The 16,498-nt window shown below is 67.5% G+C and carries 10 protein-coding genes; 7 read left to right on the plus strand and 3 right to left on the minus strand.

Annotation, left to right across the window (positions count from 1 at the left end):
• Positions 1 to 210: 210 nt before the first annotated feature.
• The 7 genes from rpoB to ACIRJR_RS06445 all read left to right on the plus strand — a co-directional run bounded on the left by rpoB (position 211) and on the right by ACIRJR_RS06445 (position 13,999).
• Positions 211 to 3,696, plus strand: coding sequence for a DNA-directed RNA polymerase subunit beta (gene rpoB, locus ACIRJR_RS06415; RefSeq protein WP_376374181.1), 3,486 nt, complete (start codon positions 211 to 213; stop codon positions 3,694 to 3,696).
• A 128-nt stretch (positions 3,697 to 3,824) separates the two neighbouring features.
• Positions 3,825 to 7,724 (plus strand): DNA-directed RNA polymerase subunit beta', encoded by a 3,900-nt coding sequence (locus ACIRJR_RS06420; protein ID WP_403774711.1) that lies wholly within the window; start codon positions 3,825 to 3,827, stop codon positions 7,722 to 7,724.
• Positions 7,725 to 8,223: 499 nt separating this feature from the next.
• Entirely contained in the window at positions 8,224 to 8,595 is a 372-nt protein-coding gene (rpsL, locus tag ACIRJR_RS06425; protein ID WP_003948652.1) for a 30S ribosomal protein S12, read from the plus strand.
• A 2-nt stretch (positions 8,596 to 8,597) separates the two neighbouring features.
• On the plus strand, positions 8,598 to 9,068 hold the full coding sequence (gene rpsG / locus ACIRJR_RS06430) for a 30S ribosomal protein S7 (RefSeq protein WP_014154599.1): 471 nt from the start codon (positions 8,598 to 8,600) through the stop codon (positions 9,066 to 9,068).
• Between the two features lie 38 nt (positions 9,069 to 9,106).
• A complete protein-coding gene (fusA, locus tag ACIRJR_RS06435; RefSeq protein ID WP_403774715.1) occupies positions 9,107 to 11,236 on the plus strand; it encodes an elongation factor G in 2,130 nt (709 codons plus the stop codon).
• A 158-nt stretch (positions 11,237 to 11,394) separates the two neighbouring features.
• Positions 11,395 to 12,588, plus strand: coding sequence for an elongation factor Tu (tuf, locus tag ACIRJR_RS06440; protein WP_327115692.1), 1,194 nt, complete (start codon positions 11,395 to 11,397; stop codon positions 12,586 to 12,588).
• 214 nt (positions 12,589 to 12,802) lie between these two features.
• Positions 12,803 to 13,999, plus strand: a complete 1,197-nt coding sequence (locus ACIRJR_RS06445; RefSeq protein WP_403774719.1) for a hypothetical protein — start codon at positions 12,803 to 12,805, stop codon at positions 13,997 to 13,999.
• Positions 14,000 to 14,087: 88 nt separating this feature from the next.
• On the opposite strand, the gene ACIRJR_RS06450 is transcribed toward ACIRJR_RS06445, so the two are convergent.
• From ACIRJR_RS06450 to ACIRJR_RS06460, 3 genes are all read right to left on the minus strand, one after another.
• Complete coding sequence (locus ACIRJR_RS06450; protein ID WP_403774722.1) at positions 14,088 to 15,083, minus strand: ArsR/SmtB family transcription factor; 996 nt, start codon at positions 15,081 to 15,083, stop codon at positions 14,088 to 14,090.
• Positions 15,084 to 15,333: 250 nt separating this feature from the next.
• On the minus strand, positions 15,334 to 15,780 hold the full coding sequence (locus ACIRJR_RS06455) for a peptidoglycan-binding protein (RefSeq protein WP_403774725.1): 447 nt from the start codon (positions 15,778 to 15,780) through the stop codon (positions 15,334 to 15,336).
• Positions 15,781 to 16,017: 237 nt separating this feature from the next.
• Complete coding sequence (locus ACIRJR_RS06460) at positions 16,018 to 16,482, minus strand: GNAT family N-acetyltransferase (protein ID WP_403774728.1); 465 nt, start codon at positions 16,480 to 16,482, stop codon at positions 16,018 to 16,020.
• Positions 16,483 to 16,498 lie beyond the last annotated feature (16 nt).

The raw sequence follows: 16,498 nt of genomic DNA on the forward strand, positions 1-16,498 counted from the left end.
AACCCCGACTGGACATCAGTGTGCCGCTTGGCTACACTGACCCTTTGCGCTGCCTGTTAGCTGCCTCCTGCCCGTCACCAGGGGCATGCCCACGCCTAGCACCGATGACCGGACCTTCCCCGACCTTGGGGACCTTGGGATTCCTGTCTCTGTGTGCGGCTTGGGGCCGGTACGCGCGTAGTGAGTCCGAGCCCTCGGAAGGACCCCCTCTTGGCCGCCTCGCGCAACGCCTCGACCTCGAATACGAACAACGGTGCCAGCACCGCCCCGCTGCGCATCTCTTTTGCAAAGATCAAGGAGCCCCTCGAGGTTCCGAACCTCCTCGCGCTGCAGACCGAGAGCTTTGACTGGCTCCTCGGCAACGCCGCCTGGAAGGCTCGCGTCGAGGCTGCTCTGGACAGCGGACAAGACGTCCCCACCAAGTCCGGCCTGGAGGAGATCTTCGAGGAGATCTCGCCGATCGAGGACTTCTCCGGGTCGATGTCGCTCACGTTCCGCGACCACCGCTTCGAGCCCCCGAAGAACTCGATCGACGAGTGCAAGGAGCGCGACTTCACGTTCGCCGCGCCGCTCTTCGTCACGGCCGAGTTCACCAATAACGAGACCGGCGAGATCAAGTCCCAGACGGTCTTCATGGGCGACTTCCCGCTCATGACCAACAAGGGCACCTTCGTCATCAACGGCACCGAGCGTGTCGTCGTGTCGCAGCTCGTGCGCTCGCCGGGTGTCTACTTCGACTCCTCCATCGACAAGACGTCCGACAAGGACATCTTCTCCGCCAAGATCATCCCGTCCCGGGGTGCCTGGCTGGAGATGGAGATCGACAAGCGCGACATGGTCGGTGTCCGCATCGACCGCAAGCGCAAGCAGTCCGTCACCGTCCTCCTGAAGGCTCTCGGCTGGACCACCGAGCAGATCCTCGAGGAGTTCGGCGAGTACGAGTCGATGCGCGCCACCCTGGAGAAGGACCACACCCAGGGCCAGGACGACGCGCTGCTCGACATCTACCGCAAGCTGCGTCCGGGCGAGCCGCCCACGCGCGAGGCCGCTCAGACGCTGCTCGAGAACCTCTACTTCAACCCGAAGCGCTACGACCTCGCGAAGGTCGGCCGCTACAAGGTGAACAAGAAGCTCGGCGCCGACGAGCCGCTCGACGCGGGTGTCCTCACCAGCGACGACATCATCGCCACCATCAAGTACCTGGTGAAGCTGCACGCCGGCGAGACCGAGACGGTCGGCGAGTCCGGCCGTTCGATCATGGTCGAGACCGACGACATCGACCACTTCGGCAACCGCCGTATCCGTAACGTCGGTGAGCTGATCCAGAACCAGGTCCGCACGGGTCTCGCCCGTATGGAGCGCGTCGTGCGCGAGCGCATGACCACCCAGGACGTCGAGGCGATCACGCCGCAGACCCTGATCAACATCCGGCCGGTCGTCGCCTCCATCAAGGAGTTCTTCGGCACCAGCCAGCTGTCCCAGTTCATGGACCAGAACAACCCGCTGTCGGGCCTGACGCACAAGCGTCGTCTCAACGCCCTCGGCCCGGGTGGTCTGTCCCGTGAGCGCGCCGGCTTCGAGGTCCGTGACGTCCACCCGTCGCACTACGGCCGCATGTGCCCGATCGAGACGCCCGAAGGCCCGAACATCGGTCTGATCGGTTCGCTCGCCTCCTACGGGCGCATCAACCCGTTCGGCTTCATCGAGACGCCGTACCGCAAGGTCGTCGAGGGCGTCGTCACCGACGACGTCGACTACCTGACGGCCGACGAAGAGGACCGCTTCGTGATCGCCCAGGCGAACGCGACGCTCTCCGAGGACATGCGCTTCACCGAGGCCCGCGTCCTGGTCCGCCGTCGTGGCGGGGAGATCGACTACATCCCCGGTGACGACGTCGACTACATGGACGTCTCGCCGCGCCAGATGGTGTCGGTCGCGACCGCGATGATCCCCTTCCTCGAGCACGACGACGCCAACCGTGCCCTCATGGGCGCGAACATGATGCGTCAGGCCGTCCCGCTCATCAAGAGCGAGGCGCCGCTGGTCGGCACGGGCATGGAGTACCGCTGTGCCACCGACGCCGGTGACGTGCTGAAGGCCGAGAAGGCGGGTGTGGTCCAGGAGGTCTCCGCGGACTACATCACCGTGACGAACGACGACGGCACGTACACCACGTACCGCATCGCCAAGTTCTCGCGCTCCAACCAGGGCACCTCGGTCAACCAGAAGGTCGTCGTCTCCGAGGGCGACCGCGTGATCGAGAGCCAGGTCCTCGCCGACGGGCCCGCCACCGAGAACGGTGAGATGGCGCTCGGCAAGAACCTCCTCGTGGCGTTCATGCCCTGGGAGGGCCACAACTACGAGGACGCGATCATCCTGTCGCAGCGCCTCGTGCAGGACGACGTCCTCTCCTCGATCCACATCGAGGAGCACGAGGTCGACGCCCGTGACACCAAGCTCGGCCCGGAGGAGATCACCCGGGACATCCCGAACGTCTCCGAAGAGGTCCTCGCCGACCTCGACGAGCGCGGCATCATCCGTATCGGTGCCGAGGTCGTCGCCGGCGACATCCTCGTCGGCAAGGTCACGCCCAAGGGTGAGACCGAGCTGACCCCGGAGGAGCGCCTGCTCCGCGCGATCTTCGGTGAGAAGGCGCGCGAGGTGCGCGACACCTCGCTGAAGGTCCCGCACGGCGAGATCGGCAAGGTCATCGGCGTCCGCGTCTTCGACCGCGAGGAGGGCGACGAGCTCCCGCCGGGCGTGAACCAGCTGGTCCGCGTCTACGTCGCGCAGAAGCGCAAGATCACCGATGGTGACAAGCTCGCCGGCCGTCACGGCAACAAGGGCGTCATCTCGAAGATCCTCCCGATCGAGGACATGCCGTTCCTGGAGGACGGCACCCCGGTCGACATCATCCTCAACCCGCTGGGTGTCCCGTCCCGAATGAACCCGGGACAGGTCCTGGAGATCCACCTCGGCTGGCTCGCCAGCCGCGGCTGGGACGTCTCCGGCCTCGGTGACGAGTGGGCCCAGCGCCTGCAGGCCATCGGCGCCGACCAGGTCGCCCCCGGCACCAACGTCGCCACCCCCGTCTTCGACGGTGCGCGCGAGGACGAGATCACCGGCCTCTTCCAGGCCACGATCCCGAACCGCGACGGCGACCGGCTGGTCCTGCCCTCGGGCAAGGCCAACCTGTTCGACGGCCGCTCCGGCGAGCCGTTCCCGGACCCGGTCTCGATCGGGTACATGTACATCCTCAAGCTGCACCACCTGGTCGACGACAAGCTCCACGCGCGTTCGACCGGCCCGTACTCCATGATCACGCAGCAGCCGCTGGGTGGTAAGGCGCAGTTCGGTGGTCAGCGATTCGGTGAGATGGAGGTGTGGGCCCTTGAGGCTTACGGCGCCGCATACGCCCTCCAGGAACTCCTGACGATCAAGTCCGACGACGTGACCGGCCGCGTGAAGGTCTACGAGGCGATCGTCAAGGGCGAGAACATCCCCGAGCCGGGCATTCCCGAGTCCTTCAAGGTGCTCATCAAGGAAATGCAGTCGCTCTGCCTCAATGTGGAGGTGCTGTCCTCGGACGGCATGTCCATCGAGATGCGCGACACGGACGAGGACGTCTTCCGCGCGGCGGAGGAGCTCGGTATCGACCTGTCCCGGCGCGAGCCGAGCAGCGTCGAAGAGGTCTGACGGGTTGCCCGGCCGGATCCCAGTGATCCGGCCGGCCCTCCCCGGACCCGTTCAGACCATTGCTGAAGTGCCCCGATTTCTCGCGTGAGCGAGGGGGCTCGAACCCCCGAAAGAGGGATTGACGACAAGTGCTCGACGTCAACTTCTTCGACGAGCTGCGGATCGGCCTTGCCACCGCGGACGACATCCGGACCTGGTCCCACGGCGAAGTGAAGAAGCCGGAGACCATCAACTACCGCACGCTCAAGCCCGAGAAGGACGGACTCTTCTGCGAGAAGATCTTCGGTCCGACCCGGGACTGGGAGTGCTACTGCGGCAAGTACAAGCGTGTCCGCTTCAAGGGCATCATCTGTGAGCGCTGTGGCGTAGAGGTCACGCGCGCCAAGGTGCGCCGTGAGCGCATGGGTCACATCGAGCTTGCCGCTCCCGTCACCCACATCTGGTACTTCAAGGGCGTCCCGTCGCGCCTCGGCTACCTGCTGGACCTCGCGCCGAAGGACCTCGAGAAGGTCATCTACTTCGCCGCGTACATGATCACGTTCGTCGACGAGGAGCGCCGCACGCGTGACCTCCCGTCGCTGGAGGCGCACGTCTCCGTCGAGCGTCAGCAGGTCGAGAACCGCCGTGACTCGGACCTCGAGAACCGTGCCAAGAAGCTCGAGACCGACCTGGCCGAGCTCGAGGCCGAGGGTGCCAAGGCCGACGTGCGCCGCAAGGTGCGCGAAGGTGCCGAGCGTGAGATGAAGCAGCTGCGCGACCGTGCGCAGCGCGAGATCGACCGTCTCGACGAGGTGTGGAGCCGCTTCAAGAACCTCAAGGTCCAGGACCTCGAGGGCGACGAGCTGCTCTACCGCGAACTGCGTGACCGCTTCGGCACGTACTTCGACGGCTGCATGGGCGCCGCCGCGCTGCAGAAGCGCCTGGAGTCCTTCGACCTCGACGAGGAGGCCGAGCGCCTCCGCGAGATCATCCGCACCGGCAAGGGCCAGAAGAAGACCCGTGCGCTCAAGCGCCTCAAGGTCGTCTCCGCGTTCCTGCAGACCAGCAACAAGCCCAAGGGCATGGTGCTCGACTGCGTGCCGGTCATCCCGCCGGACCTGCGTCCGATGGTGCAGCTGGACGGTGGCCGCTTCGCGACCTCCGACCTGAACGACCTGTACCGCCGTGTGATCAACCGCAACAACCGTCTCAAGCGTCTCCTTGACCTCGGTGCCCCCGAGATCATCGTGAACAACGAGAAGCGGATGCTGCAGGAGGCCGTCGACGCGCTGTTCGACAACGGCCGCCGCGGTCGCCCGGTCACCGGTCCCGGTAACCGTCCCCTGAAGTCCCTCAGCGACATGCTGAAGGGCAAGCAGGGCCGTTTCCGTCAGAACCTCCTCGGCAAGCGTGTGGACTACTCTGCGCGTTCCGTGATCGTCGTCGGCCCGCAGCTCAAGCTGCACCAGTGCGGTCTGCCGAAGGCGATGGCGCTGGAGCTCTTCAAGCCGTTCGTGATGAAGCGCCTGGTGGACCTGAACCACGCGCAGAACATCAAGTCGGCCAAGCGCATGGTCGAGCGTGGCCGCACCGTCGTGTACGACGTCCTCGAAGAGGTCATCGCCGAGCACCCGGTGCTGCTGAACCGTGCGCCCACCCTGCACCGCCTCGGCATCCAGGCCTTCGAGCCGCAGCTGGTCGAGGGCAAGGCCATCCAGATCCACCCGCTCGTCTGCACCGCGTTCAACGCGGACTTCGACGGTGACCAGATGGCCGTGCACCTGCCGCTCTCCGCGGAGGCGCAGGCCGAGGCCCGCATCCTGATGCTGTCCTCGAACAACATCCTGAAGCCGGCCGACGGTCGTCCCGTCACCATGCCGACCCAGGACATGGTGCTGGGTCTCTTCTTCCTCACCACGGACGAAGAGGGCCGCAACGTCAAGGGCACGGACCGCGCGTTCGGCTCCACGGCCGAGGCCACCATGGCCTTCGACGCCCGCGAGCTCTCGCTGCAGGCGAAGGTCGACATCCGCTTCCCGGTCGGCACCATGCCGCCGCGTGGCTGGGTGCCGCCGGTCGCCGAGGAGGGCGAGCCCGAGTACCAGCCGGGTGACACCTTCCGTCTGCGTACGAGCCTGGGCCGCGCGCTCTTCAACGAGCTGCTGCCCGAGGACTACCCGTTCGTCGACTACTCGGTGGGCAAGAAGCAGCTCTCCGAGATCGTCAACGACCTGGCCGAGCGCTACCCCAAGGTCATCGTGGCGGCGACGCTCGACAACCTGAAGGCGGCCGGTTTCCACTGGGCGACCCGTTCCGGTGTGACCGTGGCCATCTCCGACGTCGTCGTGCCCGAGGCCAAGAAGGCCATCGTCAGGGGCTACGAGGAGCAGGACGAGAAGGTCCAGAAGCAGTACGAGCGCGGTCTCATCACCAAGGACGAGCGCACGCAGGAGCTCATCGCGATCTGGACCAAGGCGACCAACGAGGTTGCCGAGGCGATGAACGCGAACTTCCCGAAGACGAACCCCATCTTCATGATGGTCGACTCGGGTGCCCGAGGAAACATGATGCAGATGCGTCAGATCGCGGGTATGCGTGGTCTGGTGTCGAACGCCAAGAACGAGACGATTCCCCGTCCCATCAAGGCGTCCTTCCGTGAGGGCCTCACCGTTCTGGAGTACTTCATCTCCACGCACGGTGCCCGTAAGGGTCTGGCGGACACCGCCCTGCGTACCGCCGACTCGGGTTACCTGACCCGTCGTCTGGTGGACGTCTCGCAGGACGTCATCATCCGCGAGGAGGACTGCGGCACCGACCGCGGCCTCAAGCTGAAGATCGCGGTCAAGGGCGCCGACGGTGTCCTGCGCAAGACGGACGACGTCGAGACCTCGGTGTACGCCCGCATGCTGGCCGAGGACGTCGTCGTCGACGGCAAGGTCATCGCGCCTGCCAACGTCGACCTCGGTGACGTCCTGATCGACGCCCTCGTGGGCGCCGGCGTGGAGGAGGTCAAGACCCGCTCGGTCCTGACCTGTGAGTCCGCCGTCGGCACCTGTGCCTTCTGCTACGGACGCTCGCTCGCCACCGGCAAGCTGGTCGACATCGGTGAGGCGGTCGGCATCATCGCCGCCCAGTCCATCGGTGAGCCCGGTACCCAGCTGACGATGCGTACCTTCCACACCGGTGGTGTGGCCGGTGACGACATCACGCAGGGTCTGCCCCGTGTCGTCGAGCTCTTCGAGGCGCGTACCCCCAAGGGTGTCGCCCCGATCTCGGAGGCCAAGGGCCGGGTCCGCATCGAGGAGACCGAGAAGACCAAGAAGCTCGTCGTCACCCCGGACGACGGCAGCGAGGAGACGGCGTTCCCGATCTCCAAGCGTGCCCGTCTCCTGGTCGGCGAGGGCGACGCGGTCGAGGTGGGCCAGAAGCTCACCGTCGGTGCCACCAACCCGCACGACGTGCTGCGGATCCTCGGTCAGCGCGCGGTCCAGGTCCACCTGGTCGGCGAGGTCCAGAAGGTCTACAACTCGCAGGGTGTGTCGATCCACGACAAGCACATCGAGATCATCATCCGGCAGATGCTGCGCCGCGTGACGATCATCGAGTCCGGCGACGCGGAGCTGCTGCCGGGCGAGCTCGTCGAGCGTTCGAAGTTCGAGACCGAGAACCGTCGTGTGGTCCAGGAGAGCGGTCACCCCGCCTCCGGCCGTCCGCAGCTGATGGGTATCACCAAGGCCTCGCTCGCCACCGAGTCGTGGCTGTCGGCGGCGTCCTTCCAGGAGACGACCAGGGTCCTGACCGACGCGGCGATCAACGCCAAGTCGGACTCCCTGATCGGCCTCAAGGAGAACGTCATCATCGGTAAGCTCATCCCGGCCGGTACGGGTCTGTCCCGCTACCGCAACATCCGGGTCGAGCCGACCGAGGAGGCCAAGGCCGCGATGTACTCGGCCGTCGGCTACGACGACATCGACTACTCGCCGTTCGGCACGGGCTCCGGCCAGGCCGTTCCGCTGGAGGACTACGACTACGGTCCGTACAACCAGTAAGCGGGTCGCTCGACTCGATCGCAGGGCGGTCACCCCGTATCGCACGGGGTGACCGCCCTGCGGCGTTCGCGCCGGTGCCCCGTGAGGTCGGTCACCCCGGGTGACCCGCACCCAGCCGGTGACCCGGGGAGGGCCTGGAGCGCTCCGGGCCGCGGGGGAGTCGTTTATGCTGGTCGGAGGTGCTGTGCCGGCCCTGCGTACGCCCCTCCGGGGTGCCGTGCGGGGCCGTGTCGCAGTGTCCCGGTCCGTGTCGGCCGGGGGTGGACGGCATTTGTTTTGACCCAGCTCCGTGAGGTAGGTACGCTCAAGCCTTGTGCCTGGGGTGTGCCTGGGCTCGGGTGCGTGTCCTCAACCGCATGGCGAGTCCGTAAGTGGCCACCGCAATCTGTGTTTCTTCTGCCTCACCGCAGAGACGTGCAGTGTTCGACACACCCGACCGCGTGGGTCGGTGAGTGTTCCAGGTTAGTTTCACGAACGGCACACAGAAACCGGAGAAGTAGTGCCTACGATCCAGCAGCTGGTCCGGAAGGGCCGGCAGGACAAGGTCGAGAAGAACAAGACGCCCGCGCTCGAGGGTTCGCCCCAGCGTCGCGGTGTCTGCACGCGTGTGTTCACGACCACCCCGAAGAAGCCGAACTCGGCGCTCCGTAAGGTCGCGCGTGTGCGTCTGACCTCCGGCATCGAGGTCACGGCCTACATCCCGGGTGAGGGGCACAACCTGCAGGAGCACTCCATCGTGCTCGTGCGTGGTGGCCGTGTGAAGGACCTGCCGGGTGTTCGTTACAAGATCATCCGCGGTTCGCTCGACACCCAGGGTGTCAAGAACCGCAAGCAGGCCCGCAGCCGCTACGGCGCCAAGAAGGAGAAGTAAGAATGCCTCGTAAGGGCCCCGCCCCGAAGCGCCCGGTCATCATCGACCCGGTCTACAGCTCTCCTCTTGTCACGTCGCTGATCAACAAGATCCTGCTCGACGGCAAGCGTTCCACCGCCGAGCGGATCGTGTACGGCGCCATGGAAGGCCTCCGCGAGAAGACCGGCGCTGACCCGGTCATCACGCTGAAGCGCGCGCTTGAGAACGTCAAGCCCTCGCTCGAGGTCAAGTCCCGCCGTGTCGGTGGCGCCACCTACCAGGTGCCGATCGAGGTCAAGCCCGGCCGCGCCGCCACCCTCTCGCTGCGCTGGATCGTGGGTTACTCCCGCGCCCGTCGCGAGAAGACCATGACCGAGCGCCTCATGAACGAGCTGCTCGACGCCTCCAACGGTCTTGGCGCTGCCGTCAAGAAGCGCGAGGACACCCACAAGATGGCCGAGTCCAACAAGGCCTTCGCGCACTACCGCTGGTAGTCGCTTACCCCATCGAGACCGAGAGAAGATTGAGCCTTATGGCCACCACTTCGCTTGACCTGGCCAAGGTCCGCAACATCGGGATCATGGCCCACATCGACGCGGGCAAGACGACCACCACTGAGCGGATCCTCTTCTACACCGGCGTTTCGTACAAGATCGGTGAAGTCCACGACGGCGCAGCCACGATGGACTGGATGGAGCAGGAGCAGGAGCGCGGCATCACGATCACGTCCGCCGCGACGACCTGTCACTGGCCGCTCAATGATGTTGACCACACCATCAACATCATCGACACCCCGGGTCACGTGGACTTCACCGTCGAGGTGGAGCGTTCGCTCCGCGTCCTCGACGGTGCCGTCACCGTGTTCGACGGTGTGGCGGGCGTCGAGCCCCAGTCCGAGACCGTCTGGCGTCAGGCGGACCGCTACGGCGTGCCGCGTATCTGCTTCGTCAACAAGCTCGACCGCACCGGCGCCGAGTTCCACCGCTGCGTCGACATGATCGTCGACCGCCTCGGTGCGGTTCCGCTGGTCATGCAGCTCCCCATCGGCGCCGAAGCCGACTTCAAGGGCGTCGTCGACCTCGTGTCGATGAAGGCCTTCGTGTGGTCGGACGAGGCCGCCAAGGGCGAGATGTACGACACCGTCGAGATCCCGGACACCCACAAGGAGGCCGCCGAGGAATGGCGCGGCAAGCTCCTTGAGGCCGTCTCGGAGAACGACGACGAGATGATGGAGCTGTACCTCGAGGGCGTCGAGCCCACCGAGGAGCAGCTGCACGAGGCGATCCGTCGGATCACCCTCGCGTCGAAGGGCTCGGCCGACTCCGTCACCGTGACCCCCGTCTTCTGTGGCACCGCGTTCAAGAACAAGGGCGTCCAGCCCCTGCTCGACGCGGTCGTCCGCTACCTGCCTTCCCCCCTGGACGTCGAGGCCATCGAGGGCCACGACGTCAAGGACCCGGAGCTGGTCGTCAAGCGCAGGCCTTCGGACGACGAGCCGTTCTCCGGCCTCGCGTTCAAGATCGCGAGCGACCCGCACCTCGGCAAGCTCACCTTCGTCCGGATCTACTCCGGTCGCCTCGAGGCCGGCACCGCGGTGCTGAACTCGGTCAAGGGCAAGAAGGAGCGCATCGGCAAGATCTACCGCATGCACGCGAACAAGCGTGAGGAGATCGCGTCGGTGGGCGCCGGTGACATCGTCGCCGTCATGGGCCTGAAGCAGACCACCACGGGTGAGACGCTGTCCGACGACAAGAACCCGGTGATCCTGGAGTCCATGGACTTCCCGGCGCCGGTCATCCAGGTCGCCATCGAGCCCAAGTCCAAGGGTGACCAGGAGAAGCTGGGTGTCGCCATCCAGCGCCTCTCGGAGGAGGACCCCTCCTTCCAGGTGCACTCCGACGAGGAGACCGGCCAGACCATCATCGGTGGTATGGGCGAGCTTCACCTCGAGGTGCTCGTCGACCGCATGAAGCGCGAGTTCCGCGTCGAGGCGAACGTCGGCAAGCCCCAGGTCGCGTACCGCGAGACGATCCGCAAGACCGTCGAGCGCATCGACTACACGCACAAGAAGCAGACTGGTGGTACCGGCCAGTTCGCGAAGGTGCAGATCGCCCTCGAGCCCATCGAGGGTGGCGACGCCTCCTACGAGTTCGTCAACAAGGTCACCGGTGGCCGCATCCCCCGTGAGTACATTCCCTCGGTGGACGCGGGTGCCCAGGAAGCCATGCAGTTCGGCATCCTGGCCGGCTACGAGATGGTGGGCGTCCGCGTCACCCTTCTCGACGGTGGTTACCACGAGGTCGACTCCTCGGAGCTCGCCTTCAAGATCGCCGGTTCGCAGGCGTTCAAGGAGGGTGCCCGCAAGGCGTCCCCCGTGCTCCTCGAGCCGATGATGGCCGTCGAGGTCACCACGCCCGAGGACTACATGGGCGATGTCATCGGCGACCTCAACTCCCGCCGTGGCCAGATCCAGGCCATGGAGGAGCGCAGCGGCGCTCGCGTCGTGAAGGGCCTCGTGCCCCTCTCGGAGATGTTCGGCTACGTCGGAGACCTCCGCAGCAAGACCTCGGGTCGCGCAAGCTACTCGATGCAGTTCGACTCCTACGCCGAGGTTCCGCGGAACGTCGCCGAGGAGATCATCGCGAAGGCCAAGGGCGAGTAACTCTTCCGAGCTCACGCTTTAGGCTTGTCACCGGAGCCCGGTAGGGCATTCGTCGCAGCGCGCAAGCAGCGCGGCGAATGCCCCCGGCACCGGCATTCCAGCAAAGATCACCTGGCGCCGATGAAGCAAGGCGTACAGAACCACTCAGGAGGACCCCAGTGGCGAAGGCAAAGTTCGAGCGGACTAAGCCGCACGTCAACATCGGCACCATCGGTCACATCGACCACGGTAAGACGACCCTCACGGCCGCCATTACCAAGGTGCTGCACGACGCGTACCCGGACCTGAACGAGGCCTCGGCCTTTGACCAGATCGACAAGGCTCCTGAGGAGCGCCAGCGCGGTATCACGATCTCGATCGCGCACGTCGAGTACCAGACGGAGTCGCGTCACTACGCGCACGTCGACTGCCCGGGTCACGCGGACTACATCAAGAACATGATCACGGGTGCGGCGCAGATGGACGGCGCCATCCTCGTGGTCGCGGCCACCGACGGCCCGATGCCGCAGACCAAGGAGCACGTGCTCCTGGCCCGCCAGGTCGGCGTTCCGTACATCGTCGTCGCCCTGAACAAGGCCGACATGGTGGACGACGAGGAGATCCTGGAGCTCGTCGAGCTCGAGGTGCGTGAGCTCCTCTCCGAGTACGAGTTCCCGGGCGACGACCTTCCGGTCGTCAAGGTCTCGGCGCTCAAGGCCCTCGAGGGCGACGCCGAGTGGGGCAAGACCGTTCTCGACCTGATGAAGGCCGTCGACGAGTCCATCCCGCAGCCCGAGCGTGACGTCGAGAAGCCGTTCCTCATGCCGATCGAGGACGTCTTCACGATCACCGGCCGCGGCACGGTCGTCACCGGCCGTATCGAGCGTGGTGTCCTGAAGGTCAACGAGACCGTCGACATCGTCGGTATCAAGACCGAGAAGACCACCACCACGGTCACCGGCATCGAGATGTTCCGCAAGCTGCTCGACGAGGGCCAGGCCGGTGAGAACGTCGGTCTGCTCCTCCGTGGCATCAAGCGCGAGGACGTCGAGCGCGGCCAGGTCATCATCAAGCCGGGTTCGGTCACGCCGCACACGGAGTTCCAGGCGCAGTCCTACATCCTGTCGAAGGACGAGGGTGGCCGTCACACCCCGTTCTTCAACAACTACCGCCCGCAGTTCTACTTCCGTACCACGGACGTGACGGGCGTTGTGACCCTTCCCGAGGGCACCGAGATGGTCATGCCGGGTGACAACACCCTCATGGACGTCGCGCTGATCCAGCCGGTCGCCATGGAAGAGGGCCTGAAGTTCGCCATCCGTGAGGGTGGCCGGACCGTGGGCGCCGGCCAGGTCACCAAGATCATCAAGTAATTACTTGATCGTCTGACCTGGTTGCTCCGCACAGAGCACCAGAAGGGCCCCGTACCTCTCTCGCGAGAGGTGCGGGGCCCTTCGCCGTGCCATGCAGGTGGTGCCTGCACGTAGTCGTCACAAGATCGTCACGGAACGCCTGTTCGTCTTGAACGCCGAAGAGTGGCGGACGAAGGTGCGATGAACAGCCGCAGTGGGGGAGTGGAACAGCACCGTGAGTACGAGTACGCCACCGGAAGAGCAGCCCGATCGCGACGGCCCCGTGCCTCCGGTGAGCGACGAGCAGTGGACGGAGCTGGTGCGCAGGGCGGAGGCCGGTGACGCGGGGGCGCCGAAGGAGCCTTCCGCGCGGGCCCGCATGGTCACGGCCAGGCTGCGCGCGCTCGACGAGGAGGCCGCACGCGCCCAGGGGGCCGGCCGGCGCTGGGGCAGGAAGCCCAGGCAGGTGGAGCCGTGGCAGCCGGACGGCTGGCGCACGGGGCCGGAGTGGCAGCGGATGAACGGCCGTCCGAGGAAGAGGCGGCGCCTCGCCGGCACCCTGGGGTTCGTCGCCGTGGTGGGAATCCTGGTGATCGCCATGCGGCCGAGCCTGCTGACCGGCCGCCTCCCGGGGGGAGACGATGCCGCCGGCACCACGCCCCTGTCGGCGGAGTCCGCACCGCCGACGGCCGCGCCGCCCCACGGGACGGCTGGGGACCGGCCGACCCCGGAGGAGCCGTTCCTGGGCTCGCCCGCGATCCGCTGGGCGGACGGGGCGGCGGGGATCGAGGTCCCCGAGGCCAAGGCGGTCGGAGGCATCAGCGAGGACCAGGTCGCGTACGCCCTGCGCACCACCCGGCAGCTCCTCGTCGACGCCAACCTCGATGCTTCCACCCTGCGCGGCGAGAACCCCCGGGAGGCACTGGCGCTGCTCGACCCGCTGCAGGAGGACGGCCGGGAGCACCTGGCACTGGCGCTGGCGGAACCGGACGAGAAGCGGGACCCGGTGGCGTTCTTCTCCCGTTTCGCCCCGTCCGAGGCCCGTCAGCTGGGAGACGTGGTGAAGGTGCGTGGCCGGACGACCTTCGAGGCGGGGCGGCCGGGCTCCGTGGAGGTGCACGCCGACTACACCTTCGTCTATCCCGTGGTGAAGGCGGGCAACGAGGACGAGGTGGCGCGCACGATCGTGCGCCGCCGTGTGACGACGGTGCTGTACGACCCGCGGAACTACGAAGTGACACCGGGCAAGCTCTCGCTCCTCAGATACGAATCCCGCGCGGGCAACTCCGCGTGCGAGGTGTACGACGGCTTTCTGCACCCCGCCTTCGACAGCGACGCGCAGGGCCGGGAACCCGGCGGCGACCTGGTCGACCCGTACGACCGGAGTACCTGGCCGAGTCAGGAGGACTGCTCCACGGTCAGCCGCTCATGAGGCCAGGGGGCCGACGCGGGCCTCGGCAGGGCCGGCGGGAGCACCGGGCGGGACGGACGGCGCCGCGCGGATGCCGAACCGCACCGTGTCACTCCGGGGACCTGACGCTGCCGCGCAGCAGGGCGGCTCCGAGCGGGGTGAGGGTGTGCAGGACTGAGGAGGCCTGGCGGTTGGTGACGATCAGGCCGTTGTCCCGGAGAGCGGTGGTGTGCTGGCTCGCGGTCGACGCGGAGACACCGGCGGCACGGGCCAGCTCGCCGTTGGTGGCGCCGTTGGCGGCGGCGCGCAGGACGGTGGCGCGGGTGCGTCCGAGCAGCGTCGCCAGCGGCGCGCCGGAGCCGAGGTCCCCGGGGAGCTCGGAAGGGCGCGGTTCGTGCGTGAGCGGGTAGACCAGGACCGGATCGAGTGCCGGCTCGGCGAAGGCGACCGGGTTGCCCCAGCAGAAGTACGACGGGACGAGGAGGAGCCCGCGACCGTTCAGGAACAGGTCGCGCTCCACGGGATAGACGATGTGCATGACCGGGGGTCTCCACCGGAGGCAGGGCCCCAGACTGTGGAGAGCCCCCTCGATCCCGTGGTCGAGCACGGCGCGCGCGCGGGTCGACCGCTCCGCTTCGACGCGGGCCCGGGTGTGCTCGTCGTACGGCGCGATGACCGTGTCGTAGTAGGCGCGCATCGCCTGGACCAGTTCCTCCCGCACGCGCCGTTCGGCCAGGCGTGGTGCCCAGGAGGGGGCGCCGCTGGTCCGCCCGAGGATGCCCACCTCGTCCAGGACGCGTTCCACGGGTGTGGCCAGGACGGCCTCCAGTCCGCTGTCGAGTCCCGCGGAGGCCTCGGGCGGGGTCAGGAAGTCCGGGAAGTACGCGGCCCGCGGGACCAGGGGCAGCAGGAGGGTGCGCACGGTGCGGGTCAGGTGGCCGGCGCGCAGCCGGTCACGGGAGGTCCGGTACCAGTCGGCGTAGGCCCAGCGTCCGCGGCGGGTCTGTAATCGGTGCAGGCTCGTGCAGATCTCCCACAGCGGGTCCGGCCCGGAGGCCACGCGGGTCCTGGCGAGGTCGGCGTCGGTGAAGTGGATACGGAGCACGGCATCTCCCCCTGATGCGCGGGCCTTCGGTCGGTACGAGAGCCCTGCCGTCCATGGTCCCGTCGCACGGGCGCGTGGGGCAAAGCGGCACGAGGGGGCGCGTGCCACTCGGGGGAGGAGAACACCGCCGGAGAACCGGGGCGGTGCGTGATCGCATCGCGATCGCCATGTCCGGTCCCGGTGCCGCGGAGCAGGAGGTGCCCGGCCCCCGGGGTGCTGAGGAGGGCCGGGCACGAGCGCTGCCGACGGGTCAGAGCAGGCAGGCGCTGGGGCAGTAGCCGGCCGCCCGCTTGAACGCGGCCTGGGTGCCCGCCCCGGCGACACCGTCGATCGGGCCGGTGTAGCCGTAGAACGTCGCGAGGTAGCGCTGCAGGGCCTTCACCGTGTTGGGCCCGACGATGCCGTCGATGGTGCCCGTGTAGCCGTGGTTCGCCTTGAGGAAGCGCTGCATCGCCTTCCAGCTGTTGGTGCCGAGCTGTCCGTCGATCGCTCCCGTGTAGCTCCAGCGGGCCTTCAGCGCACCCTGGACGGCCTTGGCCTGTGTGGTGCTCAGGCCGAGATTGACCGTCGCGAGTACGCCGGCCTCCGCGCCGGCCGCCGACGTCGTGCCCGGTGCGGCCGCCGCGAGCCCCGCACCCGCCAGGCTGCCGGCGGCGAGTCCTGCGGCCGCGGCGAGTCCGACGAGTGTCCTTGCCATGGTCCTCTGTCGCATGAGATCCCCCGATGCTCGTGGAGCGGCCGGCGGACGTGCCTCGGCCCGGACCGCTCGGTGGTGCGCCGCGGTTCGGTTCCCGGCGGCGCGTTGAACTGAGCATCTCCGAGGAGTGCATGGCCGACCAGGCTGTTCGGTACCCGCCGAAAAGCCCAGGGCGGGAGGGAGGAGGCGCCCGCTCCGGCGTGTCCGGCGGTCGAGGGCGCGGTCCCCTCCCGGTGCTCAGGGCCCGGAGGGCCGCACCATGTACACGTCCACCGGGTCCTCGCGCTCCACGGTGAAGCCGTGGCGCTCGTAGAGGCGCCGGGCCGGGCTCCCCTGGAGCACCTGGAGGCGGACCGTCGCGCCCGTGCCGTCCGTACGGGCGAGGAGGGCGGCCAGCACCGACGTGCCGATGCCCCTGCCCTGCAGCTCCGGGGCGAGGTAGAAGCTCTCCAGCCACCAGCCGTCGCTCTCGTGAGGGCGCAGGACGAAGCAGCCCGCGAAGACACCGCCGGTCTCGATGACCGTGGTGCGGCCCGCCTCGTACCCGTCCCGCAGGCGCTGCCGTACGCGGTGCTCGTCGTAGCGGCCCAGGCGCTCCAGGTCGGGGCGCATGACGACCGCCCGGAGCTCGGCGATGACCTCGACGTCGTCCGGCGTGGCGGGGCGCGGACTCCAGGCATGGGCGGTGGTGTGCGGAGACATGGGCCGGATCCAACCA

Source organism: Streptomyces sp. NPDC102402 (assembly GCF_044765765.1).
Lineage (GTDB): Bacteria > Actinomycetota > Actinomycetes > Streptomycetales > Streptomycetaceae > Streptomyces.